A 26,367-nucleotide genomic window follows, 5' to 3' on the forward strand; every position below is an offset into this window, starting at 1 on the left:
GGGCATAAATTCAACAAATTACAGCAAAAATCTAGGATTTTTTGCCGAAAATTTGTTCTTTCAAGGCTTGAATTTCTTGACCTAATTGTTGCCGATTGGACGATCGCAGCAAATAGCGGTAGATAAACCACCCGGTGTATCCGATACCAATTAGCTCGAATGTGGGTGCTAGCAGGGGGATGTCGTTGAGTTCATCTATTATCCCCAAAAGCACTTTCAAAGAGATAATCGAGGCTACAATTACACCGATAACAGTCAGGGGACTTTTGTATTGCTCGTAAAAGCTGCCGATGTAAGCGGGAAACTCGGACAAAATTGAGATAATTTGTTCTTTGATCTGCTGGGTCTGACTTGGCGGTTCGTCGGTAATTATGACTTTTGTTGTACCGAGCGAACTGTCTGCTTCATTTCCGGCAGGAATGTCGGTGATGATAACGGTTGTTTCTGGTTCGTTTGATGAAGTCATTTCTCCACTCGCAATAGTTTTTTGCTGGTTGGCGGCAGGTATTTCAACTGCTGCTGCGGCTGTTTCAAGAGCCGGTATTTCGACTGCTGCAACCTCCCCGTCGGTTGGTTCAAGAGCCGACACTTCGCCTGTTTCTGAAGTCGGTATTTCGACTGCTGAAACGGGCTCCGCCACTGCTTCAGGAGCCGATATTTCGACTGCTGAAACCTCTGGTGCTGAAGTCGGTATTTCGGCTGGTGAAACGGACGCTGCCGGCTGTTGTGCGACAGAAGTTTCGGTTGCAGTTTCCGCGTTTTGCTGTTCTGGGGTAGGAGTTTCGGCCGCGACACCAACAGCCGGCAAATTCAAGTTGCTAATGGCATCAAGCAAGCGAGTTTTAGCCGTCCCCCGCTGGTGAAGGATTACCCAAGATTCTATCAGGTCGGGGCCGTGCATTGCACCTGTCAGAGCGGCTCTGAGCGATCGCATAATTAGCCCTTTGTTAAGATTTTTCTCTTTACTGAGCTTTTTAGTGATTTTCTGAGCTTCCGCTGATGTCAGGGATGAATGACTTTCCATCGCTTCTACAACTGCTTGTAAAGCCTGTGCAGCCCCTGGTTGCTGCAATTGTGCCAGTGCTTCTTCTTCGTATTCCACCGTGGTGGAGAAGAATAACTTGCACATATCCACAGCATCGGTTAAGCGAACGAGACTCGGGCCGATTAAAGCAGCTATTTGTTCGAGCCAAGGGCGGTCTGCCTCTAAGTCAAACTCGTAACCGCCTTTCTGCCACCAATAAGGTATCAGCAAATCTGTCAATTGCGGCACTGGCATTTTGTGCAGATATTGACTGTTCAGCCAATTGAGTTTATCCCAATCAAATTTTGCACCGGCTTTGTTGACTCGATAGAATGTAAATAATTCTGCTGCTTCCGACAGTGTAAATATTTCCTGCGTTGAATCCGGCGGAGTCCAACCGAGCAAAGTCATGTAATTAACTAAAGCTTCGGGCAGGTAGCCCATATCTTTGAAGTCAGAAATCGAGGTTACGCCGTCGCGTTTAGAAAGCTTTTGTCCTTGGGAGTTTAAAATCAGCGGCGTGTGGGCAAATTCTGGGATTGTCGCGCCCAAAGCTTCGTATAGCAATATTTGTTTCGGAGTATTGCCGATGTGATCTTCGCCGCGGATGACGTGGGTGATGCCCATGTCGATGTCATCGACAACTACGGCGAGGTTGTAAAGTGGTTGGCCGATGACGCCGCCGCTGGATGCACGGGCAATCACCATATCGCCGCCGAGGTCGCTACCTTTCCAGGTTACGGTGTCGCGCACCATGTCGTTCCAAGAAATTGTGCGATCGTCGTCGATGATAAACCGAATCACAGCTTGTCGCCCTTCGCCTTCAAAAGCTGCGCGCTGTTTGCTTGTCAAGTTGCGGTGCCGGTTGTCGTAGCGGGGGGCTTGTTTGTTGGCTTTTTGTGCTTCCCGCATTTCGTCGAGTTCTTCCGACGTGGTGTAGCAGCGGTAGGCGAGTCCATTGTCTAGCAGGGTTTGGACTGCTTGGCGGTATATTTCCAGACGTTGGGACTGAAAACTCGGGCCTTCGTCCCAGTTCATACCCAGCCAGGTGAGGCCTTGGAGGATGTTATCGGTGTATTCGCTTTTAGAACGTTCTACGTCTGTGTCTTCTACCCGCAGGATGAATGTGCCGCCTTGGTTGCGGGCAAACAGCCAGTTGAATACGGCGGTTCTGGCGGTACCGATGTGTAGGTTTCCGGTGGGACTGGGGGCTAGACGGACTCTGACATTCATGTAGATTTTTGCTTTTAGATTGGGGGCGATTTACGGGTTGGGGGAATAGCTGATGTTTAAGACTTCAAATTTTATTATATTTTGTTGCCGACTTAAAAGTTGTCCTTGGCAGGTGTTTTGCCTCGAATTGCTTGATAATATGCGATCGGGCTACAGTTCCGTCAAGGCAGCAGATGGCATCTTGATGATATTAGCATTGCGGGCGGCCCAGACTGGATTCACCTTTGGGACTATTTTCAAAGCACAAATAACTGCCCGCCGACAGGCAATGCGCTCCCCAGCGGGATTTGTCTATTTTTGTTAACAGCAATTTTCAGGTGATTGGACTACAAAAATGCTAACCTAAAGGTAGTAGTAAAGGGCTTTAGATAATGTTAGGCAGATTTTAGCGCCACAATTGAAGCCGGGGGCATCGCAGTCATTGACAAGCTCAAAGTACATTGTGGGTGGGTGTGAGCTGGTCACGACCGTGAAGCACTCTCTGAGGGCGATCGCGGATGTGATGACTTACATTAAGAGTATGGGATGCTATGGGATGGTTCAATCACCCTCGGTCTACTCACCTGAAAATTGCTGTAAAAAAAAAGGTTTCTAAATCATCGGTTTTATTAGCATAAAAAAGAGATGAATGCAACTGTTTTACGAGGCCGTTATCACATTGTTAAACCTCTGAGTGCGGGGGGGTTTGGGCAGACGTTTTTGGCGGAGGATTGGGATTTACCTGCCCACCCGATCTGTGTCGTAAAGCGCTTTCAGCCTCAGTCTAATGAACCATTTATTTTACAACAAGGTACGCGGTTATTTAATCAAGAGGCAGAAATTTTACACCGATTGGGAAATCACCATCGCATTCCGCGTTTATTAGCGCATTTTGAGGAAAATCAAGACTTTTATTTGGTTGAGGAGTTTATTGAGGGGGATGTCTTAAGCAATGAGTTGATTCGCGGTACGCAGAAGGGCGAAAACGAGGTGATTTCGCTGTTGCAGGATATTTTAGAGGTTTTGGCGTTTGTTCACGGTCAGGGTGTAATTCACCGGGATATTAAACCGGCTAATTTTATTCGGCGTCAGTCGGATGGAAAAATTGTTTTAATTGATTTTGGGGCTGTTAAAGAAATTGGCTGTTTGTCGGTGAATATGCACGGTCAAGTTACGCCTACGATTGTGATCGGAACTCACGGTTATATGCCCGATGAACAGGCGAATGGGAAACCGCGTTTTAGTAGTGATGTTTATGCGGTAGGAGTAATTGCGATTCAGGCGTTGACGGGTTTAAATCCCGAACCGAATTTTGGGGGATTTCCTGAAGATGCGGTGACGGGGGAGTTTCAGTGGCGGGATGCGGTGTCCGTGAGTGGCGAATTGGCAGATGTTATTGATAAGATGGTGCGTAAGGATTGCCGACAGCGTTATGCTTCTGCGGTGGAAGTTTTGCAGGCTTTAGATGGTTTTTTGTCGAATCAAAAAAGTAGTCAAACTTTGATTTCAGCAGCACCTATTTTAGCATCAACTCAACTTTCTCAACCCCCTGTTTCTTTTATGTCTATTTCATCTTGGTTTCGCTCTCATAAAGAGACAACTGCGCTTGCAATCGCACTCATTGCGGTAATCATTGCACCGTTTAATGAAGAAATTCGTGAGTGGGTTGTTAAATTTATGTTTGGTTATTCATATTATGAAAATCAAGAAATCAAGCTCAAATATCCGGCTGAATGGAAACCATCGATTTCTGCTACTGGAATAACCCTTGATGGAATAGTCTTCAAGTCGCCGAAAGATAATGGATTTCGAGAAATTGTGACTGTTTATTCTGAAAAATTATCTAGGCAGATGTCGTCTCAGGACTATTATGAAAACATATTGAAGCAGAAAATAATCAATAAACAAGTTAGCAAAGATCTACTCCCAAACACTCCACAAAAAACAACCTTGGCAAACAATACAGCACAAATGCTTGTTTTTATTACAAAAGAAAAAGACTCGGCTGGAAAAAACGTTGTCCAAATAAAGCATAAATTGATTTGGACGGTTAAGAATAATCAAGCCTATATCGTGACCTATAAAGGTGAAGATAGCAATTTTTCAGAAGATGAAGAAAAAGTTATTGAACCGATGAGAAAATCTTTTGAAATTCGTTAATTTCCAAAACTCACTCAATCTTATTTTCAAGTCTTTTGAGATTATTTCGTGGGTCTTCGCAGCTTAAGGTTCCCTTGCCACAATGTTCTGATGCTTTTTGGAAATCGGCAATGGCTGCATCTATATCCTTCATGTTTTCACGAGCAAGCCCCTTATTGTTGTAGGCGTAGGCATTTTTAGGATCTAAATTAATCGCTGCATCGTAATTTTCAACAGCTTCTTGATTCTTTCCTTGTTCCTTATAGACATTTCCCATATAGAGATAGATATTAGCATTTTTACCATCTAGTTTAAGAGCTTCCTTGTAATTATCAAGAGCTTTTTTATAATCTTGCTTTTCATTAGAATATATATACCCCAGAAATATATAAATATTGGCATCTTTATAGCCTAAGTTAATTGCTTTATTGTAATTTTCAAGAGCTTTGTCGTAGTCCTTTTTGCCGTCACCATAATATATATTCCCAATTTTGCGGTAAATGTTGGCATTTTTATAACCTAATTCAATTGCTTTATTATAATTTTTAAGAGCGTTGTCATAGTCTTTCTTCTTATCATAGACATCACCCTTATTGCTATAGGCAATGGCATAATCAGGTTTTAATCTAGTTGCCTCATTGTAATTTTTAAGAGCGTTATCATTCTCTCCTTTGGCAGAATATACCAATCCTCTATTGTCGTAGGTATAGGGATGGGGCTTAAGTTCTATGGATTTAGTGTAAGCATTTATGGCTTGTGGATAACGTTTTAATTCGTACAGCACAACACCTTTCCACAAGTACAAAACAAAATCTTCTTCATTCTGTTTTTCTGCTTCTTCAATGGCTTTTTCGTAAGCATTCAACGCGTCTTGGTACTCTCGTAGACTGTAATGTGTGTCTCCTTTTTGACGCCAAGCTGCATACAAATCTGGCTTGATATCAACTGCCTTACTAAAGGCTATATTTGCTAAACGATAATCTCTTTTAGCCTTTGCTGCTAATCCCGCTGCGTACCGAGCAATATACGAATTAGGATTAATTTCAATGGCTTTTATAAAAGCATCAATCGCCTTTGAATGCTCATCTGGATTTTGAGCAACTCTCCATAATTGATTCCCATAGTTGATCCAATCTTCCTCCTTAGCCTCGCTTGAGGGTTCTACTATAGTTCGTGACATCTGGAGAATATTGTCAACTTCTTTTGTCGGAAATTCAGGTGCAGACGTTTCTACTGACAACCATTTTTTCTGAACCCCTAAGTTATTTATCAAACTTAAAATTGTTTTACTTGGTATCCCTAAACTATAACCTATATTAACGCCATCTTGTGTTTCGGTTTTTCCATGAATGCCTATAACTCGTTCTTGAGTATCAAAAACAGGGCCCCCGCTCATCCCTCCTTGCGTCATATTGGTGTAAGTCAGTTCATAACCCTCTTGCAAAGAAAAAGCATCTTTTGCATCGTATATTCGAGCTTTTTCTGGAGACAAAAACCAGCCAGCAGTCAGGAGAGAACTGGGTTTTCTATAGTTTTTAGATACAGGCCAACCAAAGACGAAAATGTAACTATTATCCTTTAATTCATAATTTCCCAGAGTAGCGACTGAATAGTTGGTTTCGCTAGTAAATGAAACGACTGCAAAATCTAAACCTTCCGATTTTTTCTCGGTTCCGGGCTTGATCGTATATCGTTGGTTATCTGGAGCGATAATGGTATAATCCTGTTCAGTTTTTATGGGAATATGAGAAGCGGTAAGGACGTAGCAGGTATATTTATTTTCCTTTTCTGCTTTATGGCTGGCAATAATTACACCTGAACCACCCCCAACTTGTCGTTCAATTCTAACTGTAATTTGTTTTGCTTTTCTCTCAATTTCACTGGGTAAACCTGTGAGAGTTTGTGAAGGTGGATTGACGAATTTTGAGGCAGTTTCTGCTAATATTTCTATCGGCATTCCCCAACTCAAAGGAACCATTTTTTTGCGTTCCTTTTCGCTGGGGCGAGTTCCATCTTGAAAGACAAATGGATCCCCAAAAGTGGGATAAGAGTGTCTGCTATTTAAGCCGATTAACTCTCCCCATTGGTTCAAAATAGGGCCACCACTCATTCCTTTTTTAATAGGATTGGTGTAGCCTATCCGGTAGCCATTTGTAATTTTTTTAGGCGGAAAAAACTCTAGAATTCCAGTAGTAAAATTGACCTTGCCTTCATCATCAGAAGCAAAACCAGTGGCATAAACTTTTTCACCAATATTTACATACTTGTTTGCATTAATATTATTCAAATTAGGAAAATTTGCAGTTTCATAGTTTGCGTCAGAAACAAACTCTAATAAAACTAAATCATTGTCACTAAATTTAACATTTTCAACAACTGAGGCGGAGTAAGTTTTTTTGTCTGGGGTTTCGATCCTATACGGTGCTTCATCTTCACCAAGAACGTGAGCGTTTGTCAATACGGTGTAACTAGAACCATCTTTATGAATCAAGGTTCCTGAACCGCCGCCGGATTTATGTGTAGTCACGCGCACGGTGATGGATTCAGAGAGTTCTTTTAATGCTGGTTCCGATAATTTAGCAATTCCAGTTGACTGGAATTGCTGTACAAAACTATTAACTCGATCGCAGCCAGAAAGAACGGGTGAAATGAGCAAAAAACTGCTTAGACAAGTCAGGATAAAAAGATGCCGGTTTTTCATTTTTATCTTTTTTCGTGTTTGCTGAGTATGGGAAAGGAGGGCGGGGAAACGCCAACCCTCTAATTTACTATTAGTTGTGAAATGGTAACAAAGCTTGTTTAGAAAGTTTTTACGGGTTGCGAAGTTCTGTAATAGCAAGATAAGGTTCACCACCGCTTTGTTCAAGTGGCTTACTTGCATTAGGCTGTAATTTACTAAGTACGCTCTGTACGGTATCTGGCGGTGTTACGTCAAATAGTTTCAGATTACAAGTTCCGTTTTCTTTGTCAGAAATACAAATCACTGACTGCTTGTTTTGTTTTTCTGATATAAGATATCGAAGACCTCCGTTATTTGCTGCTTGTTGAAATCTAAGTGACACCTGTTTACAGCGTGTTTCAGGGTCGTAGCCGGCTGCTGTAAAAATTTCTGATTTCCAGCGAATCACAGGCTGTGTCCCTTGAGAAGTCTCAACAAACGTGGTGGGAATACCGTTTTTGTCCTTGTTACAGAAGAACCTTCCTTGATCGACCGGGAGTATCCTCCGATCGCAGCCGCTCATCACCCCTACCAACAGACAACCGACCAAACATCCTGGGAAAAATCGTTTTTTCATTTTGAACTTCACCGGCATGGAGAGGAACAAATCATTTTCTCTGACCTTACGCTTATCATAGCAGAGCTGTCAGGCTGGTTGCAGGTTTAATGAAATTTGAAAACCTACTTGACCACATCAAGGCAATTGTAGAAGCAAAAAACATCCAGGTTGCCACTAACAGCAGATAGCGCAATGGGAGTTCAGTCTTGTAAAATATAGGAATTACGCACTCCGACCAAAGAAACCGGGTTTTTTGCCGAATCTGGGAGCTGCAACGCGTCTTCTCAGTAAAAACCCGGTTTCTGGACTCCCATGCGTAATTCCTGAAAAGTTTGTGTGCGATCGACGACATTCAAATATATTTCCCTATGTCTGCTGCTAAAACCGAGTTTTCCGAATCTGTTGCGCCCTCACCCGAGTCTGCTGCCCCTGCTTGGCAGATTGAGTTGCTGTACGACGGTGAATGTCCTCTGTGCGTGCGGGAGGTTAATTTCTTAAAAAAACGCGATGCGGGGCGAGGTTTAGTGTCGTTTGTGGATATTGCGGAGGATGGCTACAACCCGGAGGCCCACGGCGGAATCGACTACGAAACGGCGATGGGTCGGATTCACGCGATATTACCCGACGGTACGACGGTTAAAAATGTGGAGGTTTTTCGCCGCACTTACGAGATTTTAGGTATGGGCTGGGTTTATGCTGTGACTAAGTTACCAGTGCTCGGGGCGATCGCCAATTGGCTGTACGGAATTTGGGCAGACTGGCGGCTGATGTTGACGGGAAGGCCGGATTTAGCAACAATTATGAGCGATCGAACTCAGCGGATCGAGTGCGAAAGTCAAGGCCGCTGCCAACCCAACTCAAAATGAGTCATATTTAATAAGTTCGATCGGTCTATCAGAAGATGTCAGCAGAAACAGACTGCAACTAACATTAAAGATGGACTACTATCAAAAGCGGGAAAAAAATGCAAGATGCAGGCTATACAGTTTTCATTGGCTTCGGCGGCCTCTGGGTACTGATGGGAATTGTCGCTGTGATTGTCCTCTTCAAATCGGACGGTCAAAAAATTAGCTTTGGCAAATGGGGATTGTTAGTGGCTATTCCGATCCTCGTGCCCATCGTTCTAGTTTTGACTTATCAGATAGCGCGCCCGTTTATTCTCCAACACCTTTGAGCGCTGCTTGGAGTCGATCGTCCGTGGGAGAAAGGAATTAGTTAAATTAAGTTTAGTATTATTGCTCATTTTCGGGCGATCGCAACTGCTGCCTGACCCATACTCGCAAAGCGTCAATTATAGTCGTATCATCCTCCATCTCGGCCATCTGCAAAAATTGATTGATTATTCCTGAAGAAACAATCGGAAAAGCGCCACTGTATTCACAGATCGCATATTCTCCGTTCTGAAGTTGAAAAAATTGTACAGTCTCTCCGAGACATCTCCAAATTTCTGGAACTCCTAAGTTTTTGTAGATAGCAAAGCGATTAGTAGATGGACTGGTGAGATCGACTTCAATAATTAAATCTGGTGGCGGGTCGATTAACAAGTTAATTTTTCGGCCGCGAATGCGATCGACATTTTGGATATAAAAACAGGAATCCGGTTCTGCGCCTTGTTTTAAATCTTCACGGTTGAGAGTCGTCGAACCAAATCCCTTGCGTTTCAATTTTAATTCGTCACTTAAAGTAGTCACAAACTGTTTCAACAAACAATTAACAGTTTCATGCAAATCTGATGGCATGAGAATTTCTAATACTTCTTGAGAATACGAAAAACGCGAGGATCTCTTGTCTCCCGCTTCTGCTAATAAGGTTTGGTAAGTGTGCCAACTGATATTAGATAATACCACCCGTTGTGTAGTTTTTTCTGGGGAGGGGTTAATGAGCGTAACGGTCATATTTCGCTCCTCCTTACTGAATCAATAAAATACCAAAAGCTTAAACTTTGTATTTATTTTAAACTTTCGACTTACGAGAGAACGGGACAGACGGGGCTCGAACCCGCAACTTCCGCCGTGACAGGGCGGTGCTCTAACCAATTGAACTACTGTCCCTCGTTTTGCCGTTTTTTCAGGCACAATTTCTATTATGCCTATAAGTTCACCTTTTGTCAAGAGGTTTGTTGAACTTTTATTTGGAAGCCCAAAATTTGAGTCTCTTGCAGGGGACTGAAGTTGTTGTCGCTCACCAAAATCAGACCTCTGCTAGCATCCGCCAGGGCGGGGCCAAATGTCAACCCCTCAATATTGTCTAGGGGAATTTTCAGCGTTTCCAAATCCAGCAGCAGGCGTTTTTGAGCGGGAGAAACCTCGCTGAGACGGCTTTTGAGGCTTTCGAGTGCTTCAATACGATCGCCCTTTTCCAGAGAAATCTCAAAAATTCTGATAGTCGTGCCTGTTTCCAGGGAGAAAGCACGCTCTAAACTCAGCAAACGGTTATCGTCGATCGCCACCAAATCCACTAAACCGTTGCTAGTTAATTTTCCCACAGGATTCGCACCAGCCGGTAGCGGTTCGGTGATGTAGAGAAACGATGCTTCGGGATTGCCGCTCACCGCATCGTAGCGCAAAATCCGGCACGGACTCCCGGTTTCCAGGGAAGGTACAGCGCCATCTTGAACCAACGCATTTTCTGTGGCGGTGAATAGATATTTGCGATCGGGCGTTAAAGTTAAACTTTCAAATGATAGATTGTTGCGGATGCCTTTACTGCCCTTGTCATCCGGCAAAAATAGTTCAGGAATTGCCAGCGTTTTCAGCAGTTTACCATCGAGGGAGAACTCTTTGATAAAAGGATTTATTTGGCGATCGACATCTCCCTCAGAAGAAACAAACACGCTATTGCCTGTAAAAGCTATCCCTTCGGGATCTAAACTTAATTCAGGAAAACCTTTGCCGTTTTCATCTAATAAAGTAGTGACTCCCGTAAAAGTAATTTGCTCTTTTTCCAGTTTACCAGATTGCCAGTTAATTTTAAGAGTATAAAAGCGCGCCGGAGCCTTGCTGCTGCGGTCATCAGAAATGGCATAATAAACTTGTTTCTCGGCATCATAAGTAATGCCCGAAAGTCCGCCAATTTCTGTCCCCTGAAAAGGAGAACCTGTAGGAAATATTGCTCTGCCGATAAAATTTATTTGGGTAACGGCGAAAGATTTGGCTGACTGGTTTACCCAAATAGCAACAGTTGCTGCTATCAAAAAACAGACAATAAATATAGTTGCTTTTGCTAGCTTTCGCATCTTACCAATAAATACATGATTACCTATCTACTTTTTCCCTTTCTTCCTTCGCGCCATTCGCGTCTTCGCTGTTCGTTAAATCTGAAAATCACGGCTCATGATTTAGCAAAAAATGCGTCAACCAATCTTTAACTACATAAGTAGCACGACAATCGTCCTCATTGTAGCGGACGATCGCCTCCAAGAGCGATCGATCGCCGGTTTTGAGCCAATCGTCGTACCAGCAGACGCACTGAGCACCATTAGCCTTAGCATCTCGCCAGTCAAAACCCAGCCAGCGGGCAATTGGTTTGAGTGCGTAACTTTCCACCGGCATAATCGCTTTTTGCGTCACTTGTTTGTGAATATCTACAAACCTTTTCAGCACGGGTTTCCACAAATAAGCTGGAGTATTGTAAAGTTTAGCCAGTCGCTTAAAAGTCTTGACTTCGTAGTCGCAAAAGTGGAAAATCGGAGCAATGGGATAAGCCCACATTAATTCTAAAAATTGCTGCCAGATTGCACCTTCCTCTGCTGCTGATTCTGCTAAAAAACCGTGGAATTTTTCCGTATTGTTGGATCGGTCAACAACTAAGACTCCGTGGAGGTAATCTAAGTTTAACTCGGGTTCCGCTTCAATGTCAAAGTAGAGTTCGATTGGGGCGATCGGCAAAAAGACAGATTGGGAATACGGAATTGGTTTCTTGCGGAGAATTGGCGCAGGTTTAGAAGGTGCGGCAGGTTTATTTTCTGTAGTCTTTCCCAGAACAAGATTAACTGTTGCTAAACTCTTCTCGGCAACTTCTGGTATGGTTATAAATTCATTAACTTCTGCCTCTTCCCTTATTCCTTCTTTCCTCACACCTACATCCGTTAAATTTGTTAAATCCCGTACAGTGTTCGCTGCCGAACTTCTATCCGTTACATCCCGTACATTGCTCGTTGCCGAACTTCCTTCTTCCCGCAACAGCGGTTGATTTAGCAAGTGCGATTGAGCTTGCTGCACCACATCAAAAGCAACTCTGTCGGGGAATTCTGGATACTCAGCTAGCAGTTCGGAACTAGCATTAGCGAGAGTTCTAACATCAGTAATTTCGAGAGTTTTTAGTCTAGCATAGCGGCTGGCAGTAACTCCCGGCAATAATGAAAGATGTTTAATAGATTCTGCTTCGGCGTGACAGATAGTATACCAACCGCAAAGATTGCACTTTTGCCGGGAAATGAAGACCTCTGGTTTATCCCGATGTTCTATCATCTGAATGCAGTTCTCTAAAATCTCGAACATCTGAGGAGTTCGCTGGTCGAGATTCACCGACCACAGGCCTTTTTTTCGCAGCATCAGCCAGGCAGTATCGGGCATTGTTTCCTGTACGGAAGCTAAAACTTGGGCGTGAAAAGCGGCGATAATTTGATACTCTTGTTTTGGTCGCTTGCTAAGCCAAATATCCGCAGTAATATAACTCCAATCGCCAAATTTTGATTGTCCCGGCTGTTTGATTAATAAATGGGGGCGGCCGATCAGGGTAATGTTTGAAGAGTGCAGATTGGAGGATGAAAGATGAACGGGAGTTTCGGGGATTTCGCCAAATTCTGGGAAATATTGACTGTCAATTCCTACCAGAGAAGTTGTTGCGCCGTTGGTTTGGCCGAATTCGCCCTGGATCAGAACTCCTCGGTAAATGCGATCGACCCCTTGCTGCATTAAACTCAATGTAGCAGCCGCGCCGGCTTCCCAATCCCCTCTAGGATAATATGGTTGTTGGTAAGTCTCGTGTTCCAAAGCTTGCTGCTGGTATGTCGCGCTGTCGCGCATCAGTTTCAGCAGAAAGTCGCTGGGGGGGTCTTGTTGTTTCCAGTCTCCGCAGGTGTCTAAAAATGCTCGGAGATGGCATCGCTGATAGGAAAGTAGTAGTTTGTCAGTTATTAACATTTAGTATTCGCAAGGCATAGAGTATCAGGCAAAAGGTATAAAATTCACAGCATTAGTTATTCAATATTAACGCTATCAATAATTCCCCAAAAAAAATGACAAAGGACAATCACCGGCAACAATTCCCAGCTTTGGCCAATAAAGCTTATTTTAACTACGGCGGACAAGGGCCGCTGCCTGAGCCTGCTTTAGAGGCGATTTATGAGGCTTACAAACGGGTGCAGCTTGGGGGGCCGTTTTCGGGGGAGGTGGGGGCTTGGGTGGTTCAGGAGGCGATGCTGACGCGACGTGCGATCGCATCTGAGTTGACGGTACCTCCTGAAACCATCGCCCTAACTGAAGATGTCACCGTCGGCTGCAATATTGCGCTGTGGGGCATTGACTGGAAAGCAGGCGACCATTTGCTGCTTTCTGACTGCGAGCACCACGGCATTGTAGCTAGTGTAATGGAACTTCAGCGCCGTTTCAACATTAAGGTTTCGATTTGTCCGCTGGCGGCTACTTTGAATGAGGGCGATCCGGTGGCGGTGATTGCTGATAGTTTGCGGCCAAATACTCGGTTGTTGGTTATCAGTCACATTTTGTGGAATACTGGCCAAGTTTTGCCTCTGGCTGAGATTGTAAAAGTCTGTCATGAACCCCCCCTAACCCCCCCTTGCCAAGGGGGGGGACAAGAGGAGTTTTCCCTGGTTCAAGGGGATGGGCAAGAGGATTTGTCCCTGATTCAAGGGGATGGGCAAGAGGATTTGTCCCTGATTCAAGGGGAGGGACAAGAGGAATTGCCTGCAAAGAAGCACAAAGTTAGAGTATTAGTTGATGCGGCTCAATCTGTGGGGGTTTTGCCTTTGAATTTGATTGAATCGGGGGTTGACTTTTATGCTTTTACTGGTCACAAATGGTGGTGCGGCCCGGAAGGTTTGGGGGGGCTTTATGTGAGTGCGGAAGCTTTGGCAGATTTGCATCCGGTGTTTATCGGTTGGCGGGGAATTGTGACGGATGCTAATGCTAAAGTCCTTGGCTGGAAGTCGGGATCGCAGCGCTACGAAATTGCGACTTCGGCTTATCCTTTGTATGCAGGTTTGCGGAGTGCGATCGCCCTGGAACATGAATGGGGTACGATCGAGGAAAGGTATGCAGAAATCTGCCGTTTGAGTAAGTATCTCTGGGAGCGTTTGTCGGAACTTCCCGATGTGGAATGTTTGCGGAAATCTGCGCCGGAAGCGGGTTTAGTTTCGTTTCGATTAACTAATGGGATGCCGCACAAAAAGCTTGTCGATTTGTTGGAAAAACAGGGAATTATGGTAAGGACTATTCTTAATCCTGACTGTGTGCGGGCTTGTGTTCACTATTTTACCACTGAGGTGGAGATTGATAAGTTGGTTGGGGCGATCGCTATAGCGAAGTTTTCATTTGAGTAAAACTTTAGCATTGGCAGTTATTCATTTTCAGCAAGCCACAGCTCGATTTCTTCTCGGTTGTGTTCGTAATAGTTCGCAACCGCTTGCAAATCTTGAAGGGTGATTCCTGGATAATTATAAAGAAGTTCGGCTTCAGTTGCGCCCTGTTGTTGGTAGGCGATAATCGTCCAGACGGGAATGCGGGTATCGCGAATTCGCGCTGCACCGCCACAAATTCCTGGAGTTTTGTGAATGGGATGTTGAAGGGTTTGGACGAATTGCAGCGTTTGTGCTAGCAAGTCATCAGGCAGTGTTTCAATGGTTTGGAGAAGTTGTTCTTTGATGGTCATAATCGATATCCAGATGCAATAGCGGTTTACCCATTGGCAGCTTCGATAATTCGATCAACGGCAATAGAGGCATCTATTTCCTGACAGTGGACTGCATAAAAAGCGAAAACATCGTTCACTTGAGCTTCACTTAAATCATACTCAGCGACAATTTGGTTTGGCGAAAAACCCCATTTATGGGCTGCAATGACTACTGTTTGCACCCGCAAGCGAGTGCCGCGCAAAACGGGGACGAATTAGCCGCTAGCGCCGCGCACATAGGTAATTTCAGGAAAAGTGCGATCGTCTGATTTATGCAACCCCGTGAACTTCATGCTTTTACAATAACAACGGCTCTATTTTAGCTTGTACCTCTTCAATTACATCTTGAGATACCGACTCAACAAATCGAATACCGCGAGCTTTCCAGTCTAAACACTTAATTTGATCTGCAAGAATTACTCCCTGAACTTTTAATCCAGTGGGTAGGACAACTTCAAAAGGATACCCTTTTTGTTGTTTTGTAATCGGCATAAATAGAGCTAAGGAGCTTTTCTCGTTGTAGGAACGAGGCGACAGCACAAAAGCAGGTCTAAGTCCTTTTTGCTCGTGTCCCTTAGTTGGGTCAAAGTCTAAATAAACGATATCGCCTCGACTCGGAATGTAGGGATTTGATTGTGTCACCAAACTTCGTTCCCCACAGCAATTCCAGTATCAATCTCAGTATGAACATTCTCTGGCGTCATTGCCTCGATCAGCTCCTCAAGCGAATACCGCCGACGAACGATAGGCTCGATTGTCAGCTTGCCATCTATCAAGACAAGCTTCACTTCGGAACCCTCAGCCAAGTTAATCTCTTTAGCTAAATTCTGTGGAATCCGAATAGCAAGACTGTTTCCCCATTTTGCGATCGTCGCAACCATAGCCTGAACCTCTAGTTAGTGATATCACTCTGAGGAATTTACCCGTTCTAAGAGAAAGTATATACAGAGTATCTACAGTGTAGCGACTAAGGGGATGTTTGACAAGCACAGAAAATTTGATAAAAAAGTCGATCGCCCCTTCTCTAATACACCAAAGGACGATCGACTTTTTACCTAAATTAATCTGAACTCACGCACTCCGACAAAGAAACCGGGTTTTTTACTTAATCTGTCGTCTGTAACGCAGTATTTTCGCAAAAAACCCGGTTTCTCAGATCCTAATTAATGACTGTGCCCGTGCCCGCCGTGAGAATGCCCGTGCCCGCCATGAGAATGCCCGTGATCACCATGAGAATGCCCGTGATCACCATGAGAATGCCCGTGCCCGCCATGAGAATGACCGTGATCCCCATGAGAATGCGCGTGTTCGCGGTGCGCCGCAGCCAAACTCGGATTAACAGCCACCGCCGTCTCACTCAACAACGCTTCAATCTGCGGATTTGCCCACTCGGCCGCCATTTTCAGAAACTCTGGATGGTCGTTAACGCAAGGCAATTTGCGGTAAGTAACTCCTTGACGCTGTTTCTGCAAAGACTCAATAATGTGGTCTACATCTAACAATGTTTCGTGATTTTCTGTCGCAAATCCGATCGGCATAAACACGATCGCAGTTGCACCCAAATCAATCAAATTCTTCGCAGCCAACGTCGCATCCGGCTGCGTCCATTCAATCAGCGGCGTGTCGTGATTCAGCCAACCCACCGAAATCAAAGGATAGCGATACATCAAACGTTCCCGCACGCGATCGTACAAAGCTTGACTTTCCACAATTCCCGAAGTAAAGCCCTTCGCTTTGTGCGGACAACCGTGATTCATCAGCACAATCCCAATCTGAGAAGGCAAATGCGCTACAGCTAAATCGTTCTTAATTTCCTCTTCAACCAAATCCGCCATTAGCTGGATGTAAGCCGGTTCATCGTAAAAAGAAGGAATGTAGCGCTGTCCTTTTACCCAATGTTCCTTACCATCAAAGGTTTGTGCTAAAGCTTTATTCACCTGTTCGACAGCAATACCGCTGGTGAAAACCGAATCAACTACCAACAGCGGATAAATCAGAATTTTGTCAAATCCTTCTGCTTGAATTTGAGGGATTACTTGTTCTGGCAAAAACGGCGCGCAAAAGTTAAAAGCTTTGAACACTTTTACTTTATCGCCCCATTTCTCCTGTAAATTCTTTTCAATCCCAGCGCGCTGCTGTTCAAAAATTGCATTGTGCGGCGAAACGAATTGACCGTGTTGGTGACTCCACTCGTGCAAGTCAAAGATTGCTAAAATCTTCGCCAGCGGCGGATAAATCCAAAGCGGTACTGGCGCAAACTTTGCCGTAAGCAAATTTAAAGCTTGTTCGTTGTAGTTGGCAAAATCGTCGTAGCTTTCGACTTCGCCATAACCCATCAGCAATACAGCAACCCGATCGTTACTTGCGGGTGCGGCAGATGTTTTGGACTCGATTTTTTCTGGAGAAGCAACCACTTTGTATTCCTCAATTTTTACTATTTTGAGAGCCGCACGCAGGATGAAGCGCAAATCTGAGATGTTGCATCATACAAAATCCGGCTTAAATACTCCCTTCAATCTTAGTCCGCGAAGGCCCGTGTCTGTGCCCCTTCGCTTAGGCGGACGAAAGTTTGTGTAGGATCTGTTTCAACCGCCGAGTCTGATCGGGGATTTCTAACCCGGATTTGGCATCACTGACGATCGGCTTTTTGACCCCCACCCGAAACCCCTAAGGTGGCTAGAACTAGAATCTTGCTCCCCACCCCTGACACGGAAGAAAGCCGAGATTGTTAAGTTTTATGTTTTCTTAAGACTTGCTCACCTTGCCTCTGGTCTGAGTTCTGGCGAGCAGTCCCAGCACTTTAAGAGGGGGGATACTCTTCAAACTTTACTCTATTATAAGTTTAACACCCTATCCCCCGGCATAGTATATAATATAGTAGGCATATGATAAAGTTATGTTGCGAACTATATTAACTTTCTTGACGAACTATGAGACTGGTAATTTGCCCCGGAGTCCACGAACCAAAGCTAACCGACTGTTTCCTAGCGGGACTTTCGGGGCTTTGGGGACTGGCAGCCGATCGCCAAAACCAGCAAATAGTCGAGCCTGTCAAGATTTTTCCCGCTCATAAATATCCGCCTTTTTCAGCTCTTGACATATTGCACTTTTTGTGCAGCGAAGACTTAGCAGGAGAAAGTCTAGTATTTGTCAGCTTTTCGGCAGGAGTAGCCGGGGCGATCGGGGCGGCTTGGATGTGGCAGCAACTCGGTGGCAAAGTCGGGGCTTTTTTTGCCTTAGACGGTTGGGGAGTACCTCTGGGGAGCAATTTTCCCATTCACCGAATCAGCCACGATCGCTTTACGCACTGGAGTTCGGCAATTCTCGGTGGCGGTGGAGACAGTTTTTATGCAGATCCCGCGATCGAACATTTGGATTTGTGGCGATCTCCCCAAACGGCAAAAGGCTGGCACGTCAGCCAAACCGCCGCCGGGATTGATACTGTCGCACCCACAACCGCAGCAAAATTTTTAGTCCACCTATTGAAACAGTACGGAGTCCAATCAGTTGTTTAATCTTAATGTAGTATCATCCGCGATCGCACCTATTTTCACCATCACCAGTCTGGAAAATCCTCTATCTTCAGGCAGAAGAAATAGCATTCAGCAGTGGTTGATATTTAGTGCCTCAGCCTTTTTAGTATCAATTCCAGTCTTCGTGCAAGCACCGTTAGTGCGTTTATATCCAACCATCAGTTTGCTATCAACTATTCCCTGGTTCGTACTTAGTTTTATCTTAATTTTCCGCCCCAAAACCCAACTTTGGGGAGATTTATTATTAGGATTTGCCGGCTGTTGGCTGGCAGGTTCTATCTATTGGGGCTGGTTTAGATGGGAACCAATTTTACATCTACCTATAGAATCAATTGGCTTGCCTTTTGCTATTTGGTGCTTGGGCAAGTCTTGGGGAAAAGTTGGCGGCTATTTTTACTTGGGTTCCCTCTTGGGTACTGCCATTACTGATTTATATTTTTACTTAACAGGCTTGATGCCCTACTGGCGGCAAGTTATGCACGCGGAACCGGAATTAGCTATGCCGATTTTTCAAAGTGCGATCGGTCAAATTGAAACTCCTTGGGGCATAGGCTGTGCTTTAGTTCTAATCGCTGTGTTGCTAACAGTCGGTTTGCTGAGTTTGCGGGGCAAGCAACTGCACTGGCGCGCCTTTAGCGGAGCGGTGTTAAGCACGCTTTTGGTGGATGGTTTATTTTGGCTGGCTGCTTCTGCTGCTTAAAATTTCTGATTGGTTTTTATGTTGGTGATTTTTGACCGCAGATGTAGGCAGATTGACGCAGGTTAACGTAGATTTTTTGATAGATGTAGTTTTTATTCTGTAGGTTGGGTTGAGGAACGAAACCCAACATCCAATTAATGAGTGTTGGGTTTTGTTTCTCAACCCAACCTACTACTTTGCCTACGTCCGGTTGCATCGGAATGATTAAACCGCAGAGGACACAGAGAACGCAGAGTCAGAGAAGAGAGAGATGAATAATTCGGATGTCAACGGATTTGATATAAGTCCTACTTGATATAAGTCACTGAATAATTAGGATTAGTAGGATTCCCCATTAACCGCTGATTCCTACAGTCCACAAGCAAATCTAACTTCTCCAAAACCACCTGACCAATCAACACCTCATCACCTGTCACCAGAGCATCCTCCGTAGTCCTACGCCCCTCAATTTCCATTAATATAGCCTCCGTTACTCCTACGGTTTCCTGACGACCGTCAGCATACTTAACAACCTGCTGTCCTATAATTCGTAAACCTAGCTGCTGTACCATCTCTGCTGAAATTACTAGGTAAACCGAGCCTGTATCTACTAGAGCTTCTGTTTCACACTCACGCAACAGCCGAGGCGCGAGCAACCCCCGACTAACTAGAGCTTCATCTATGGCATTTGTCAGCTTTACCTGAGTCTTAATTGCCCCCATATTCTTAATTCCATCCAATTCTAATTTATTTATTTTTGTCATATTAAATTTCCTTTTAATCTTTTGCTGCTTACATTATACGAGTTCTGCTAACTGAGACGCGATCGCCCCTCACTCCTATATGATTTACAATTATCACTCAAAACTCAAAACTACTTAATCATGGCTTTCATTTCAATTCGCGGTGTAGAACATTATTACGAGTGGATAACGGCAGACGCAAGCGCCCAACCCAGCGGCAAACCAGTGATGGTATTTATGCACGGCTGGGCGGGATCGGCGCGCTACTGGGAAAGCACGGCACGGGCTATTGCTGATGATTTTGATTGTTTGCTTTACGATATGAGAGGTTTTGGTCGATCGCCTTTGCCAAAAGAGCCTCCTGAGTCCAGCTACGAACTCGAAACCTACGCCCGCGACTTAGCGGAATTATTAGAATCTCTGAATTTAAGCCGCGTCTTTCTCAATGCTCACTCCACAGGAGCATCAATTGCTACTTTATTTCTCAACCTTTACCCCGAAAAAGTAGAAAAAGCAATTCTCACTTGCAGCGGGATTTTTGAATACGACGAAAAATCTTTTACAACTTTTCACAAATTCGGCGGCTATGTGGTAAGATTTAGACCCTCTTGGCTGGCATCGATTCCCTTTGCCGATCGGCTATTTATGGCCCGGTTTTTGCGCCGTTCCTTGCCCACAGAGGTCAGTCTGGCGTTTCTCAAGGATTTTTTAATGGCAGACGAGCAAGCTGCTATAGGTACAATGGTGACGGCCGTCAGCAAAAGAGCAGCCGAGGAAATGCCCCAAGAATTTGCGCGGCTGAGTGTTCCCACACTGCTTGTGGCCGGAGAATTTGACCAAATTATCCCTGCCATCATGGGAGAGCAAGCGGCCTCCCTCAGCAAAAAAGTAGAATTTGTTATAATTCCCAATACGGCTCACTTTCCGATGCTGGAGGATGCAGCAACATACTTGCAGCGAATTCGAGACTTTTTGCCAGCAGCGGCTTAGCTGAGTTATTGTTCATCTAATGTACGATCGGACAAGCAAGCTTTGACCCCGCTCAAAAACGGAGACAAGCCCCCGACACTCGTCGTGAGCAGGCCAAAATTTTAGACTCTTGTTCAAGCTCCCAGATTTATCTGTGGAGTAAATCTAAAATTGTTCGACAGAGCGCGACTCGACGGCTCGACAGAGCGCGACTCGACGGCTCGACAGAGCGCTCGCCGAACGTCTCGCCGAAGGTCTCAAATCTCAAATCGACTGACAGCAGCTTTTGCTCTGATCTTAATTTTTAATTCCTAATTTCTTAAAGCGAAAGGTGGTACAATGAACGACCTCGACCAATACTATAAAGTGCTGGAACTGTTGCCGGGAGCTTCCAGAGAAGAAATTAGCCAAGCCTACAAGGATTTAGCGTTCATTTGGCACCCCGATCGCATCCCCAAAGACAATCCCCGACTACTACAGAAAGCTGAAGAAAAGATTAAGGAAATTAATCAAGCTCGCGAACAATTACGATCGATTCAACCAAGAGGTCAGAATCAGAACGTTCAGCAAAAACATACTCAGCACAGAAACACCCAGCAACAAAATACTCAGTACAGAAACACTCAGCAACAAAACACCCAGCAACAAAATACTCAGTACAAAAACACCCAGCAACAAAACACCCAGCAACAAAATACTCAGTACAGAAACACCCAGCAACAAAATACTCAGTACCAAAACACTCAGCCACAAAACACTCAGCCACAAAACACTCAGTACCAAAACACTCAGTACCAAAACACTCAGTACAGAAATACTCAGTATCCAAACACCCAGCCACCGCCGGCAAACCCAAAAGAACCCCGCTACTCTTCTGAAACCTCTCCAGGAAAATATGCTGGCAATTATGCTGGAAATCCTTCAGGGCCCTATTCAGATGCGTCCCGCTACCAATCGCCACCGCCGCAGCCATCTCAGTCTTACCGCCAAGCTGCGCCGCAAGCTCCCGATTTGAGCGGTTCCAACTTCAAAGGAGCTTCCTTAAAAGAAAAGGATTTTTCAGGGAGAAACTTGAGCAATGCAAACCTGAGTGAAGCCGACTTAAGCGATGCTTTTCTACACAACGTCAACCTCACAGGCGCGAATTTGCACAAAGCAAACTTGTTCAGGGCTAATTTGTTAGGAGCTTGTTTGATCAATGCCAACTTGAGAGAAACCAACTTAATCGGAGCTGATTTGAGCGGTGCAGACTTGAGCGGTGCGGACTTAACAGGAGCGAAAATCGGTTACGGCGATCGAGTTATGGTAAAACTAACCCGAACTACATTAACAGGTACAATCTTACCCGACGGTACGGTTCATAGCTAAATGATTTAGTTTTTAGTCAGTTGTTGTAGGCCCGGGTTTTACCCGCAGTATTGGCTGCAACCAAAAATACACAAAAATTCGCCCTTTGCCGCGAATTTTGGATTAAAACTTATATTATGTCCGCTAGAACAACCGCAATACAATTGGTTCGTAGTGAGGGCGTTCGTCGTCAGAATTTTATGAGGACTTGCATTCCTCGCTGCGCACCCATAGCGGTTAAATTACTTGAGATGATATTACCCGATCGCGATCGCACAAACCGAGTTTTTTTATCCGGTTCAAGGACTGCAACGAAGTCTTTCGGTTCATCAAAGCCCGTGTCTGCCTCCAACACGGTTAATAGAGCTTCATATTACAGCAACCGCCAAAATGCTTCCTCTTTTTTCCTTATTCCTTCTTCTTTCTTCCTTCTTCCTTCTTCCTTGTTCTTTCTGTTATTAATTACTTCCGGCACGGCGATCGCGTAACTTTTTTCCAGCAGCCAGCATAGCACCTCCGACCATCAAACCCCCCACAGTCATCGGTTCGGGAACCGGTTCAGGTTGAACCGTCCCCACAGAACCGCCTTTAATAAATACAGCAGAATCTAAATTGCCATCGCCCACATCTTTAATGCGGATGCTGAGAACATTCGTCTGATTTTTCTTGAGCAAACCCTCAAAACCTAAAACTTTAGTAAAGCCATCCAGCTTAACGATGTTAGCAGCAATACCTGTCAAACTTGGGTTGTCAACATAGTCTGGGTGATCTTTAGAGCGATTATTTGGATCGGGAACAAGATTATTAATCGTAACTGTTTTTCCGTCGCTCAATTTCGCCAAATTAGTGCCGTTCAGCAGCAGTTCAAAATCGTCATTAAATTCAGAACCGCCGAACTCAGGAAACTCCTCCGAAGCAAATACATATTCAAAGAACAACTTTTCAACCGTGCTATTAGCAAAAAAGCTGAGGTTTAGCTGAGTCAAGTCCCCCTTTTCACCTTGAGCGCCAAAGTCCGTGTTTAAATCGCTGCCGTTGGTCAGTACGAGGACGTTATCTTTCCGATTCTGACCCCGTAGATCGGCGACTTTACCAGTGCTGAGAACAACACCTGATTTCAAACCGAAGGGGTCATTAGTAAAAGTACCAAAAGCAGCAGCATTCCCCGTAATTGAAACAGAGAAATTACTCAATCCCGCTGTATTAGTCCCCAACAAATTATTTTTCAAAGTCTCAGTGTTATTAGTTGCCCCTACCGAAAATGCCATTGCTGGTGCTGTCAACAAGCTCAGAGCAGTAGTTAATGTAGCAGTTAAGGCAGCAATTTTGTGAGTAATTATCATAAGTTTTTCCGTAAAAATACAAACCTGATTTAATGCTTAACTTGATTTTTACATTATATAACTATCAATGTCTAGTGCCTTTACCATAACTTTACATATAAGTAAATTTACGCTTTTTGTGATTCAGTTTTTTGGTAATTGCTGGCAGTTAGTCAGCACATAAACCTCACTGCAAAAGTACGCATGCAAAAACACACGTACACAGACTAATAATTTTAGGACTTATGCACTGGAAACCAAAGAAACCGGATTTTGATACCGTTTGCGATCACCAAAATGAGTAATGAGTAATGACTAATGACTAATGGCTAATGGCTAATGACTAATGACCCCGCCCAAAAACGCATACAAGCCCCAGACTCTTGTCATGGAGAGATCATAATTTTCGACCTAGTTCAAGCTCGCAGATTCATCTGTGGAGTAAATCTAAAATCGTTCGACTGAGCGCGGCTCGACGGCTCGCCGAAGTCTAAAATCTAAAATCTCTAATCGACTGACTGATTACTAAAACCCCCTTGCTTCTCCTTCCCCGCGCCGATCGGCAGCCCCTTCCAACCAACCATCCGGAGTCAGGACGATCGCATTGGCATTGCCCCAGCCGTCATCTTCCACAATCTGGTGTCCCCGCCGGCGCAACTCCGAAAGCGTCGCAGCCTCAAAACCTCCCCGTTCCACCCTCAGGCTATCGGGCTGCCACTGATGATGCACCCTAGGTGCAGACACAGCATCGCCGACATTCATGTCGTAAACCAATACGTTCAGTACAACTTGCAACACCGTGGTAATAATCGTGCTGCCTCCGGGAGCCCCTGCAGCGAGGCGAAATTTGCCCTTTTCTGTCACGATGACCGGCGTCATGCTCGATAAAGGAGTCTTCCCCGGAGCGATCGAATTTGCCTCCCCGCCCACCAAACCAAACAAATTCGGCACTCCCGGCGCCGCTGCAAAATCATCCATCTCGTTGTTGAGCAAAATTCCCGTACCCGCCGCCACCGCCCCAGCCCCAAAACCGCCATTCACCGTAAACGTCAAACTTACAACATTGCGCTCTTTGTCAACTACTGTTAGGTGGGTAGTTTCCGGAGACTCCCATACAAAGCGACTCAAAGTTTGAGCGTCAAAAGCTTTCACCTCTCCCGAAGGTCTGGCTTTTGACATTTGGATTTGCGATCGTCTCAATTTGGCATAATTGCTGCTAGTCAGAGCTTTGATCGGTACACTCACAAAATCCGGGTCGCCCAAATACTCAGCCCGGTCAGCATAAGCAATCCTCATGCTCTCCGCCAGTAAATGTATGGTATCTGGACTTTGCCTCCCCAACCTCTTGAGATCGGTATCTCCCAGAATATTTAAGATTTGCAACAAATGAACGCCACCGGAAGAAGGAGGCGACATCGCGCAAATTTCGTAAGCCCGAAATTTGCCGCAAACTGGATTTCGCCAAATCGGCGTATAGTTTTTCAAATCTTCGAGAGTGATAATACCGCCGTTTTTACCCATGTCGGCGGCGATCGCCCGCGCAATGTCCCCGGTATAAAAACTCTGCGGATTTTCAGCAATCTGCCGCAAAGTCCGCGCCAAATCCCGCTGCACCAAAAGCTCACCCGGCTGGTATAAAAGGCCACTGCGAGTAAAAACCTCCCGCGCCGCCCGGTTTTTTTTGATCGCATCCTGTCGTCGCTGGGTAGCCGTGGTAAACCGCGAACTTACCGGAAAGCCTTTTTCAGCCAGGGCGATCGCCGGCGCCACCACCTCCGCCCAAGGCAACTTACCATACTCGCGGTGCACCGTGTAAAGTCCAGCAACAGTGCCCGGAATACCCGCCGCCAAATGCCCGTCCAGACTTGCCCTTGGGCGCACCTTGCCTTGCTTGTCGAGGTACATATCCCGCGCAGCCCTTGTCGGAGCTCGTTCCCGGAAATCCAGCGCTTGCACAGTCCCCGTTTCGGCCCGCCGCAGCAGCAAAAAACCCCCGCCGCCGATACCCGCCGAAAAAGGCTCCACCACCGAAATTGCCAAAGCCGTAGCAGCCGCTGCATCCACTGCATTGCCCCCCTGTTGCAGCAGGTCCAGCCCCGCAGCGCTCGCCAGAGGGTGAGCCGAAACTGCCATGCCCTGTTTGCTGCGCTGCAGCTGCAAGTTTGGCTGTAGCTGCTGGCAGCCGGCGCAAACCAAGACTGTTAGGAAACAAGTATAAATTTGCACTTTGCTCAAGAACTTTGGCAACATTTTTTAGGGGTGATTCGAGAATTTTTTACAGTATAATTTTACAATAGTTCGGACAGTTTTTAAGTAGCCAGAGTACCATAAGACAAGACTGAAAGAAGGTTAGGGTGATTTAAAATCAAATCCGGGTCTAAATCTAACTTATCAATAAAGGTAGAAAGTAGATGCTTATTGAATTCCAGACGTTTATAAGAAGCCATAGAAAACACAAAAGATTTGGCAGATGAATGACAACTAGAGAGTTCATATTTGGCTAGATATAAGGCAATAAGACTGGCATTAAAATGAAAATCAAGCCGTGGTAAATGACGAGCTTGACAATCAGACAATCCCGTAAATTGTTTAGCATCACGAAAAATAAATTCGATTTGAAAACGAGCCTGATAATATTCAACAATTTGCTCAGGTGGTAGATGAATATCAGTGCTAAATAATAAAGTATTTGGTTGAGTCGATGGGAGGTATTATCCTCCGCACCTCTCAGTTAGATCTGGGCGTGCGAGTTTCCCCGCACCCAGCTCCCGATGTTCTTGGCTTTCGCCTTTGCTCATGTGGATATGATCGTGGCAGCTTTCGTGAACCGCTAGAAGGTTGTTTATTTTCCAATTACTATGGTTTCTGTCTACATGATGTAGATGCACCTTTTCATCGCCTAGCATTTTTAGGCCACATTTTCCACATTTATGGTTTTGCCGTTTTAAAGCTTTAGAGGTTTCGCCGTTATAGAGCTTGCTGTTACGCTCACTCCAGTAGGCTATATCTCCATCGTAGGGAGATTTCTCTCCTTGGACATTGACAAATTTGTTTTCGGAGTAAGGAACCGTCGGAAATGCTTTATCAAGCAGTTTCTTGCTGGTGTAGCTAGATTGTTTCGATTCCTTATTGACTGGAGTTTAGACTAAAAAATGGTCACAGCTAAAAGTAGCTGCCTTTTAACAGAAGGCAAGCTGTTGCTCAAAAAC

General features: G+C 45.0%; 25 protein-coding genes, 1 tRNA gene and 1 pseudogene. 9 read left to right on the forward strand and 18 right to left on the reverse strand.

Features of this window, described 5'->3' with window-relative positions; translation table 11 throughout:
• Positions 1-31: 31 nt before the first annotated feature.
• Both QUA78_RS20005 and gltX read right to left on the reverse strand, forming a co-directional pair.
• Positions 32-466 carry a CAAD domain-containing protein gene (locus tag QUA78_RS20005; RefSeq protein WP_333304454.1) on the reverse strand — a complete coding sequence of 145 codons (435 nt, stop codon included), beginning with the start codon at positions 464-466 and terminating at the stop codon, positions 32-34.
• A 348-nt stretch (positions 467-814) separates the two neighbouring features.
• Positions 815-2,257 (reverse strand): annotated as a pseudogene (gene gltX / locus QUA78_RS20010) (glutamate--tRNA ligase); the annotation flags it as partial.
• Positions 2,258-2,309: 52 nt separating this feature from the next.
• Here gltX and QUA78_RS20015 point away from each other — a divergent pair.
• Together QUA78_RS20015 and QUA78_RS20020 are read left to right on the forward strand one after the other, a co-directional pair.
• Complete coding sequence (locus tag QUA78_RS20015; protein ID WP_333303455.1) at positions 2,310-2,561, forward strand: hypothetical protein; 252 nt, start codon at positions 2,310-2,312, stop codon at positions 2,559-2,561.
• A 320-nt stretch (positions 2,562-2,881) separates the two neighbouring features.
• The gene (locus QUA78_RS20020) at positions 2,882-4,396 is read left to right on the forward strand and encodes a serine/threonine-protein kinase (RefSeq protein WP_333303456.1); all 1,515 of its coding nucleotides are present in this window, start codon (positions 2,882-2,884) and stop codon (positions 4,394-4,396) included.
• 10 nt (positions 4,397-4,406) lie between these two features.
• Here QUA78_RS20020 and QUA78_RS20025 read toward each other — a convergent pair whose 3' ends face one another.
• Positions 4,407-7,241, reverse strand: a complete 2,835-nt coding sequence (locus QUA78_RS20025) for a tetratricopeptide repeat protein (RefSeq protein ID WP_333303457.1) — start codon at positions 7,239-7,241, stop codon at positions 4,407-4,409.
• Positions 7,186-7,671 (reverse strand): COP23 domain-containing protein, encoded by a 486-nt coding sequence (locus QUA78_RS20030; RefSeq protein ID WP_333303458.1) that lies wholly within the window; start codon positions 7,669-7,671, stop codon positions 7,186-7,188. The genes QUA78_RS20025 and QUA78_RS20030 overlap by 56 nt, the downstream gene beginning before the upstream one ends.
• A gap of 350 nt (positions 7,672-8,021) precedes the next feature.
• Here QUA78_RS20030 and QUA78_RS20035 point away from each other — a divergent pair, with 350 nt between their 5' ends.
• Positions 8,022-8,519, forward strand: coding sequence for a DUF393 domain-containing protein (locus tag QUA78_RS20035; protein ID WP_333303459.1), 498 nt, complete (start codon positions 8,022-8,024; stop codon positions 8,517-8,519).
• 98 nt (positions 8,520-8,617) lie between these two features.
• Positions 8,618-8,827 (forward strand): hypothetical protein, encoded by a 210-nt coding sequence (locus QUA78_RS20040; protein ID WP_172189418.1) that lies wholly within the window; start codon positions 8,618-8,620, stop codon positions 8,825-8,827.
• 58 nt (positions 8,828-8,885) lie between these two features.
• Here the strand turns inward: QUA78_RS20040 and QUA78_RS20045 are convergent, their stop codons facing one another.
• The 4 genes from QUA78_RS20045 to QUA78_RS20060 form a co-directional block, all read right to left on the reverse strand.
• Entirely contained in the window at positions 8,886-9,548 is a 663-nt protein-coding gene (locus QUA78_RS20045) for a Uma2 family endonuclease (protein ID WP_333303460.1), read from the reverse strand.
• 82 nt (positions 9,549-9,630) lie between these two features.
• Positions 9,631-9,704: transfer RNA gene (locus QUA78_RS20050), tRNA-Asp, on the reverse strand.
• 56 nt (positions 9,705-9,760) lie between these two features.
• A complete protein-coding gene (locus tag QUA78_RS20055) occupies positions 9,761-10,888 on the reverse strand; it encodes an esterase-like activity of phytase family protein (RefSeq protein WP_333303461.1) in 1,128 nt (375 codons plus the stop codon).
• Positions 10,889-10,976: 88 nt separating this feature from the next.
• A complete protein-coding gene (locus QUA78_RS20060) occupies positions 10,977-12,797 on the reverse strand; it encodes a TM0106 family RecB-like putative nuclease (RefSeq protein ID WP_333303462.1) in 1,821 nt (606 codons plus the stop codon).
• Positions 12,798-12,892: 95 nt separating this feature from the next.
• On the opposite strand from QUA78_RS20060, the gene QUA78_RS20065 reads away from it, so the two are divergent.
• Positions 12,893-14,215 (forward strand): aminotransferase class V-fold PLP-dependent enzyme, encoded by a 1,323-nt coding sequence (locus QUA78_RS20065; RefSeq protein ID WP_333303463.1) that lies wholly within the window; start codon positions 12,893-12,895, stop codon positions 14,213-14,215.
• 17 nt (positions 14,216-14,232) lie between these two features.
• Here QUA78_RS20065 and QUA78_RS20070 read toward each other — a convergent pair whose 3' ends face one another.
• The 5 genes from QUA78_RS20070 to QUA78_RS20090 form a co-directional block, all read right to left on the reverse strand.
• Positions 14,233-14,544, reverse strand: coding sequence for a DUF433 domain-containing protein (locus tag QUA78_RS20070; protein ID WP_333398983.1), 312 nt, complete (start codon positions 14,542-14,544; stop codon positions 14,233-14,235).
• Between the two features lie 26 nt (positions 14,545-14,570).
• A complete protein-coding gene (locus tag QUA78_RS20075) occupies positions 14,571-14,768 on the reverse strand; it encodes a DUF433 domain-containing protein (protein ID WP_333303464.1) in 198 nt (65 codons plus the stop codon).
• A 94-nt stretch (positions 14,769-14,862) separates the two neighbouring features.
• Positions 14,863-15,207 carry an endoribonuclease MazF gene (mazF, locus tag QUA78_RS20080; protein ID WP_333303465.1) on the reverse strand — a complete coding sequence of 115 codons (345 nt, stop codon included), beginning with the start codon at positions 15,205-15,207 and terminating at the stop codon, positions 14,863-14,865.
• Positions 15,204-15,446, reverse strand: coding sequence for an AbrB/MazE/SpoVT family DNA-binding domain-containing protein (locus QUA78_RS20085; protein ID WP_333267447.1), 243 nt, complete (start codon positions 15,444-15,446; stop codon positions 15,204-15,206). The genes mazF and QUA78_RS20085 overlap by 4 nt, the downstream gene beginning before the upstream one ends.
• Positions 15,447-15,728: 282 nt before the next feature.
• Positions 15,729-16,979, reverse strand: coding sequence for a ferrochelatase (locus QUA78_RS20090; RefSeq protein WP_333303466.1), 1,251 nt, complete (start codon positions 16,977-16,979; stop codon positions 15,729-15,731).
• Between the two features lie 516 nt (positions 16,980-17,495).
• Between QUA78_RS20090 and QUA78_RS20095 the strand changes: the two genes are divergently transcribed.
• The gene (locus QUA78_RS20095; protein ID WP_333303467.1) at positions 17,496-18,080 is read left to right on the forward strand and encodes a hypothetical protein; all 585 of its coding nucleotides are present in this window, start codon (positions 17,496-17,498) and stop codon (positions 18,078-18,080) included.
• On the forward strand, positions 18,073-18,798 hold the full coding sequence (locus QUA78_RS20100) for a DUF3120 domain-containing protein (RefSeq protein WP_333303468.1): 726 nt from the start codon (positions 18,073-18,075) through the stop codon (positions 18,796-18,798). The genes QUA78_RS20095 and QUA78_RS20100 overlap by 8 nt, the downstream gene beginning before the upstream one ends.
• 16 nt (positions 18,799-18,814) lie before the next feature.
• Here QUA78_RS20100 and QUA78_RS20105 read toward each other — a convergent pair whose 3' ends face one another.
• Together QUA78_RS20105 and QUA78_RS20110 are read right to left on the reverse strand one after the other, a co-directional pair.
• Positions 18,815-18,994: a hypothetical protein gene (locus QUA78_RS20105; RefSeq protein ID WP_333303469.1), complete on the reverse strand. Its 180-nt coding sequence runs from the start codon at positions 18,992-18,994 to the stop codon at positions 18,815-18,817.
• A 91-nt stretch (positions 18,995-19,085) separates the two neighbouring features.
• Positions 19,086-19,541, reverse strand: a complete 456-nt coding sequence (locus QUA78_RS20110) for an aspartyl protease family protein (protein ID WP_333303470.1) — start codon at positions 19,539-19,541, stop codon at positions 19,086-19,088.
• Positions 19,542-19,661: 120 nt separating this feature from the next.
• Here QUA78_RS20110 and QUA78_RS20115 point away from each other — a divergent pair, with 120 nt between their 5' ends.
• Both QUA78_RS20115 and QUA78_RS20120 read left to right on the forward strand, forming a co-directional pair.
• Positions 19,662-20,510, forward strand: a complete 849-nt coding sequence (locus tag QUA78_RS20115; RefSeq protein WP_333303471.1) for an alpha/beta hydrolase — start codon at positions 19,662-19,664, stop codon at positions 20,508-20,510.
• A gap of 318 nt (positions 20,511-20,828) precedes the next feature.
• A complete protein-coding gene (locus QUA78_RS20120; RefSeq protein WP_333398984.1) occupies positions 20,829-21,857 on the forward strand; it encodes a pentapeptide repeat-containing protein in 1,029 nt (342 codons plus the stop codon).
• 437 nt (positions 21,858-22,294) lie between these two features.
• Here QUA78_RS20120 and QUA78_RS20125 read toward each other — a convergent pair whose 3' ends face one another.
• From QUA78_RS20125 to QUA78_RS20135, 3 genes are all read right to left on the reverse strand, one after another.
• Positions 22,295-23,179: a choice-of-anchor L family PEP-CTERM protein gene (locus QUA78_RS20125; protein WP_333303475.1), complete on the reverse strand. Its 885-nt coding sequence runs from the start codon at positions 23,177-23,179 to the stop codon at positions 22,295-22,297.
• Positions 23,180-23,683: 504 nt separating this feature from the next.
• Complete coding sequence (gene ggt / locus QUA78_RS20130; protein ID WP_333303476.1) at positions 23,684-25,408, reverse strand: gamma-glutamyltransferase; 1,725 nt, start codon at positions 25,406-25,408, stop codon at positions 23,684-23,686.
• Between the two features lie 59 nt (positions 25,409-25,467).
• On the reverse strand, positions 25,468-25,824 hold the full coding sequence (locus QUA78_RS20135) for a transposase (RefSeq protein ID WP_445302456.1): 357 nt from the start codon (positions 25,822-25,824) through the stop codon (positions 25,468-25,470).
• Positions 25,825-26,367: the final 543 nt, after the last annotated feature.

The organism is Microcoleus sp. K4-B3, assembly GCF_036704615.1.
Taxonomy (GTDB): domain Bacteria; phylum Cyanobacteriota; class Cyanobacteriia; order Cyanobacteriales; family Microcoleaceae; genus Microcoleus.

Excerpts from the sequence above, each read along its gene's own strand:
- QUA78_RS20125 (WP_333303475.1), bottom strand. The coding sequence starts at position 23,179 with ATGATAATTACTCACAAAATTGCTGCCTTAACTGCTACATTAACTACT.
- QUA78_RS20035 (WP_333303459.1), top strand. The coding sequence starts at position 8,022 with ATGTCTGCTGCTAAAACCGAGTTTTCCGAATCTGTTGCGCCCTCACCC.
- QUA78_RS20110 (WP_333303470.1), bottom strand. The coding sequence starts at position 19,541 with ATGACAAAAATAAATAAATTAGAATTGGATGGAATTAAGAATATGGGG.
- QUA78_RS20060 (WP_333303462.1), bottom strand. The coding sequence starts at position 12,797 with ATGTTAATAACTGACAAACTACTACTTTCCTATCAGCGATGCCATCTC.
- QUA78_RS20045 (WP_333303460.1), bottom strand. The coding sequence starts at position 9,548 with ATGACCGTTACGCTCATTAACCCCTCCCCAGAAAAAACTACACAACGG.
- QUA78_RS20070 (WP_333398983.1), bottom strand. The coding sequence starts at position 14,544 with ATGACCATCAAAGAACAACTTCTCCAAACCATTGAAACACTGCCTGAT.
- QUA78_RS20040 (WP_172189418.1), top strand. The coding sequence starts at position 8,618 with ATGCAAGATGCAGGCTATACAGTTTTCATTGGCTTCGGCGGCCTCTGG.
- QUA78_RS20055 (WP_333303461.1), bottom strand. The coding sequence starts at position 10,888 with ATGCGAAAGCTAGCAAAAGCAACTATATTTATTGTCTGTTTTTTGATA.
- QUA78_RS20085 (WP_333267447.1), bottom strand. The coding sequence starts at position 15,446 with ATGGTTGCGACGATCGCAAAATGGGGAAACAGTCTTGCTATTCGGATT.
- ggt (WP_333303476.1), bottom strand. The coding sequence starts at position 25,408 with ATGTTGCCAAAGTTCTTGAGCAAAGTGCAAATTTATACTTGTTTCCTA.
- QUA78_RS20020 (WP_333303456.1), top strand. The coding sequence starts at position 2,882 with ATGAATGCAACTGTTTTACGAGGCCGTTATCACATTGTTAAACCTCTG.
- QUA78_RS20030 (WP_333303458.1), bottom strand. The coding sequence starts at position 7,671 with ATGAAAAAACGATTTTTCCCAGGATGTTTGGTCGGTTGTCTGTTGGTA.
- QUA78_RS20115 (WP_333303471.1), top strand. The coding sequence starts at position 19,662 with ATGGCTTTCATTTCAATTCGCGGTGTAGAACATTATTACGAGTGGATA.
- QUA78_RS20120 (WP_333398984.1), top strand. The coding sequence starts at position 20,829 with ATGAACGACCTCGACCAATACTATAAAGTGCTGGAACTGTTGCCGGGA.
- QUA78_RS20105 (WP_333303469.1), bottom strand. The coding sequence starts at position 18,994 with ATGCAACCGGACGTAGGCAAAGTAGTAGGTTGGGTTGAGAAACAAAAC.
- QUA78_RS20095 (WP_333303467.1), top strand. The coding sequence starts at position 17,496 with ATGAGACTGGTAATTTGCCCCGGAGTCCACGAACCAAAGCTAACCGAC.
- QUA78_RS20065 (WP_333303463.1), top strand. The coding sequence starts at position 12,893 with ATGACAAAGGACAATCACCGGCAACAATTCCCAGCTTTGGCCAATAAA.
- QUA78_RS20015 (WP_333303455.1), top strand. The coding sequence starts at position 2,310 with ATGTTTAAGACTTCAAATTTTATTATATTTTGTTGCCGACTTAAAAGT.
- QUA78_RS20005 (WP_333304454.1), bottom strand. The coding sequence starts at position 466 with ATGACTTCATCAAACGAACCAGAAACAACCGTTATCATCACCGACATT.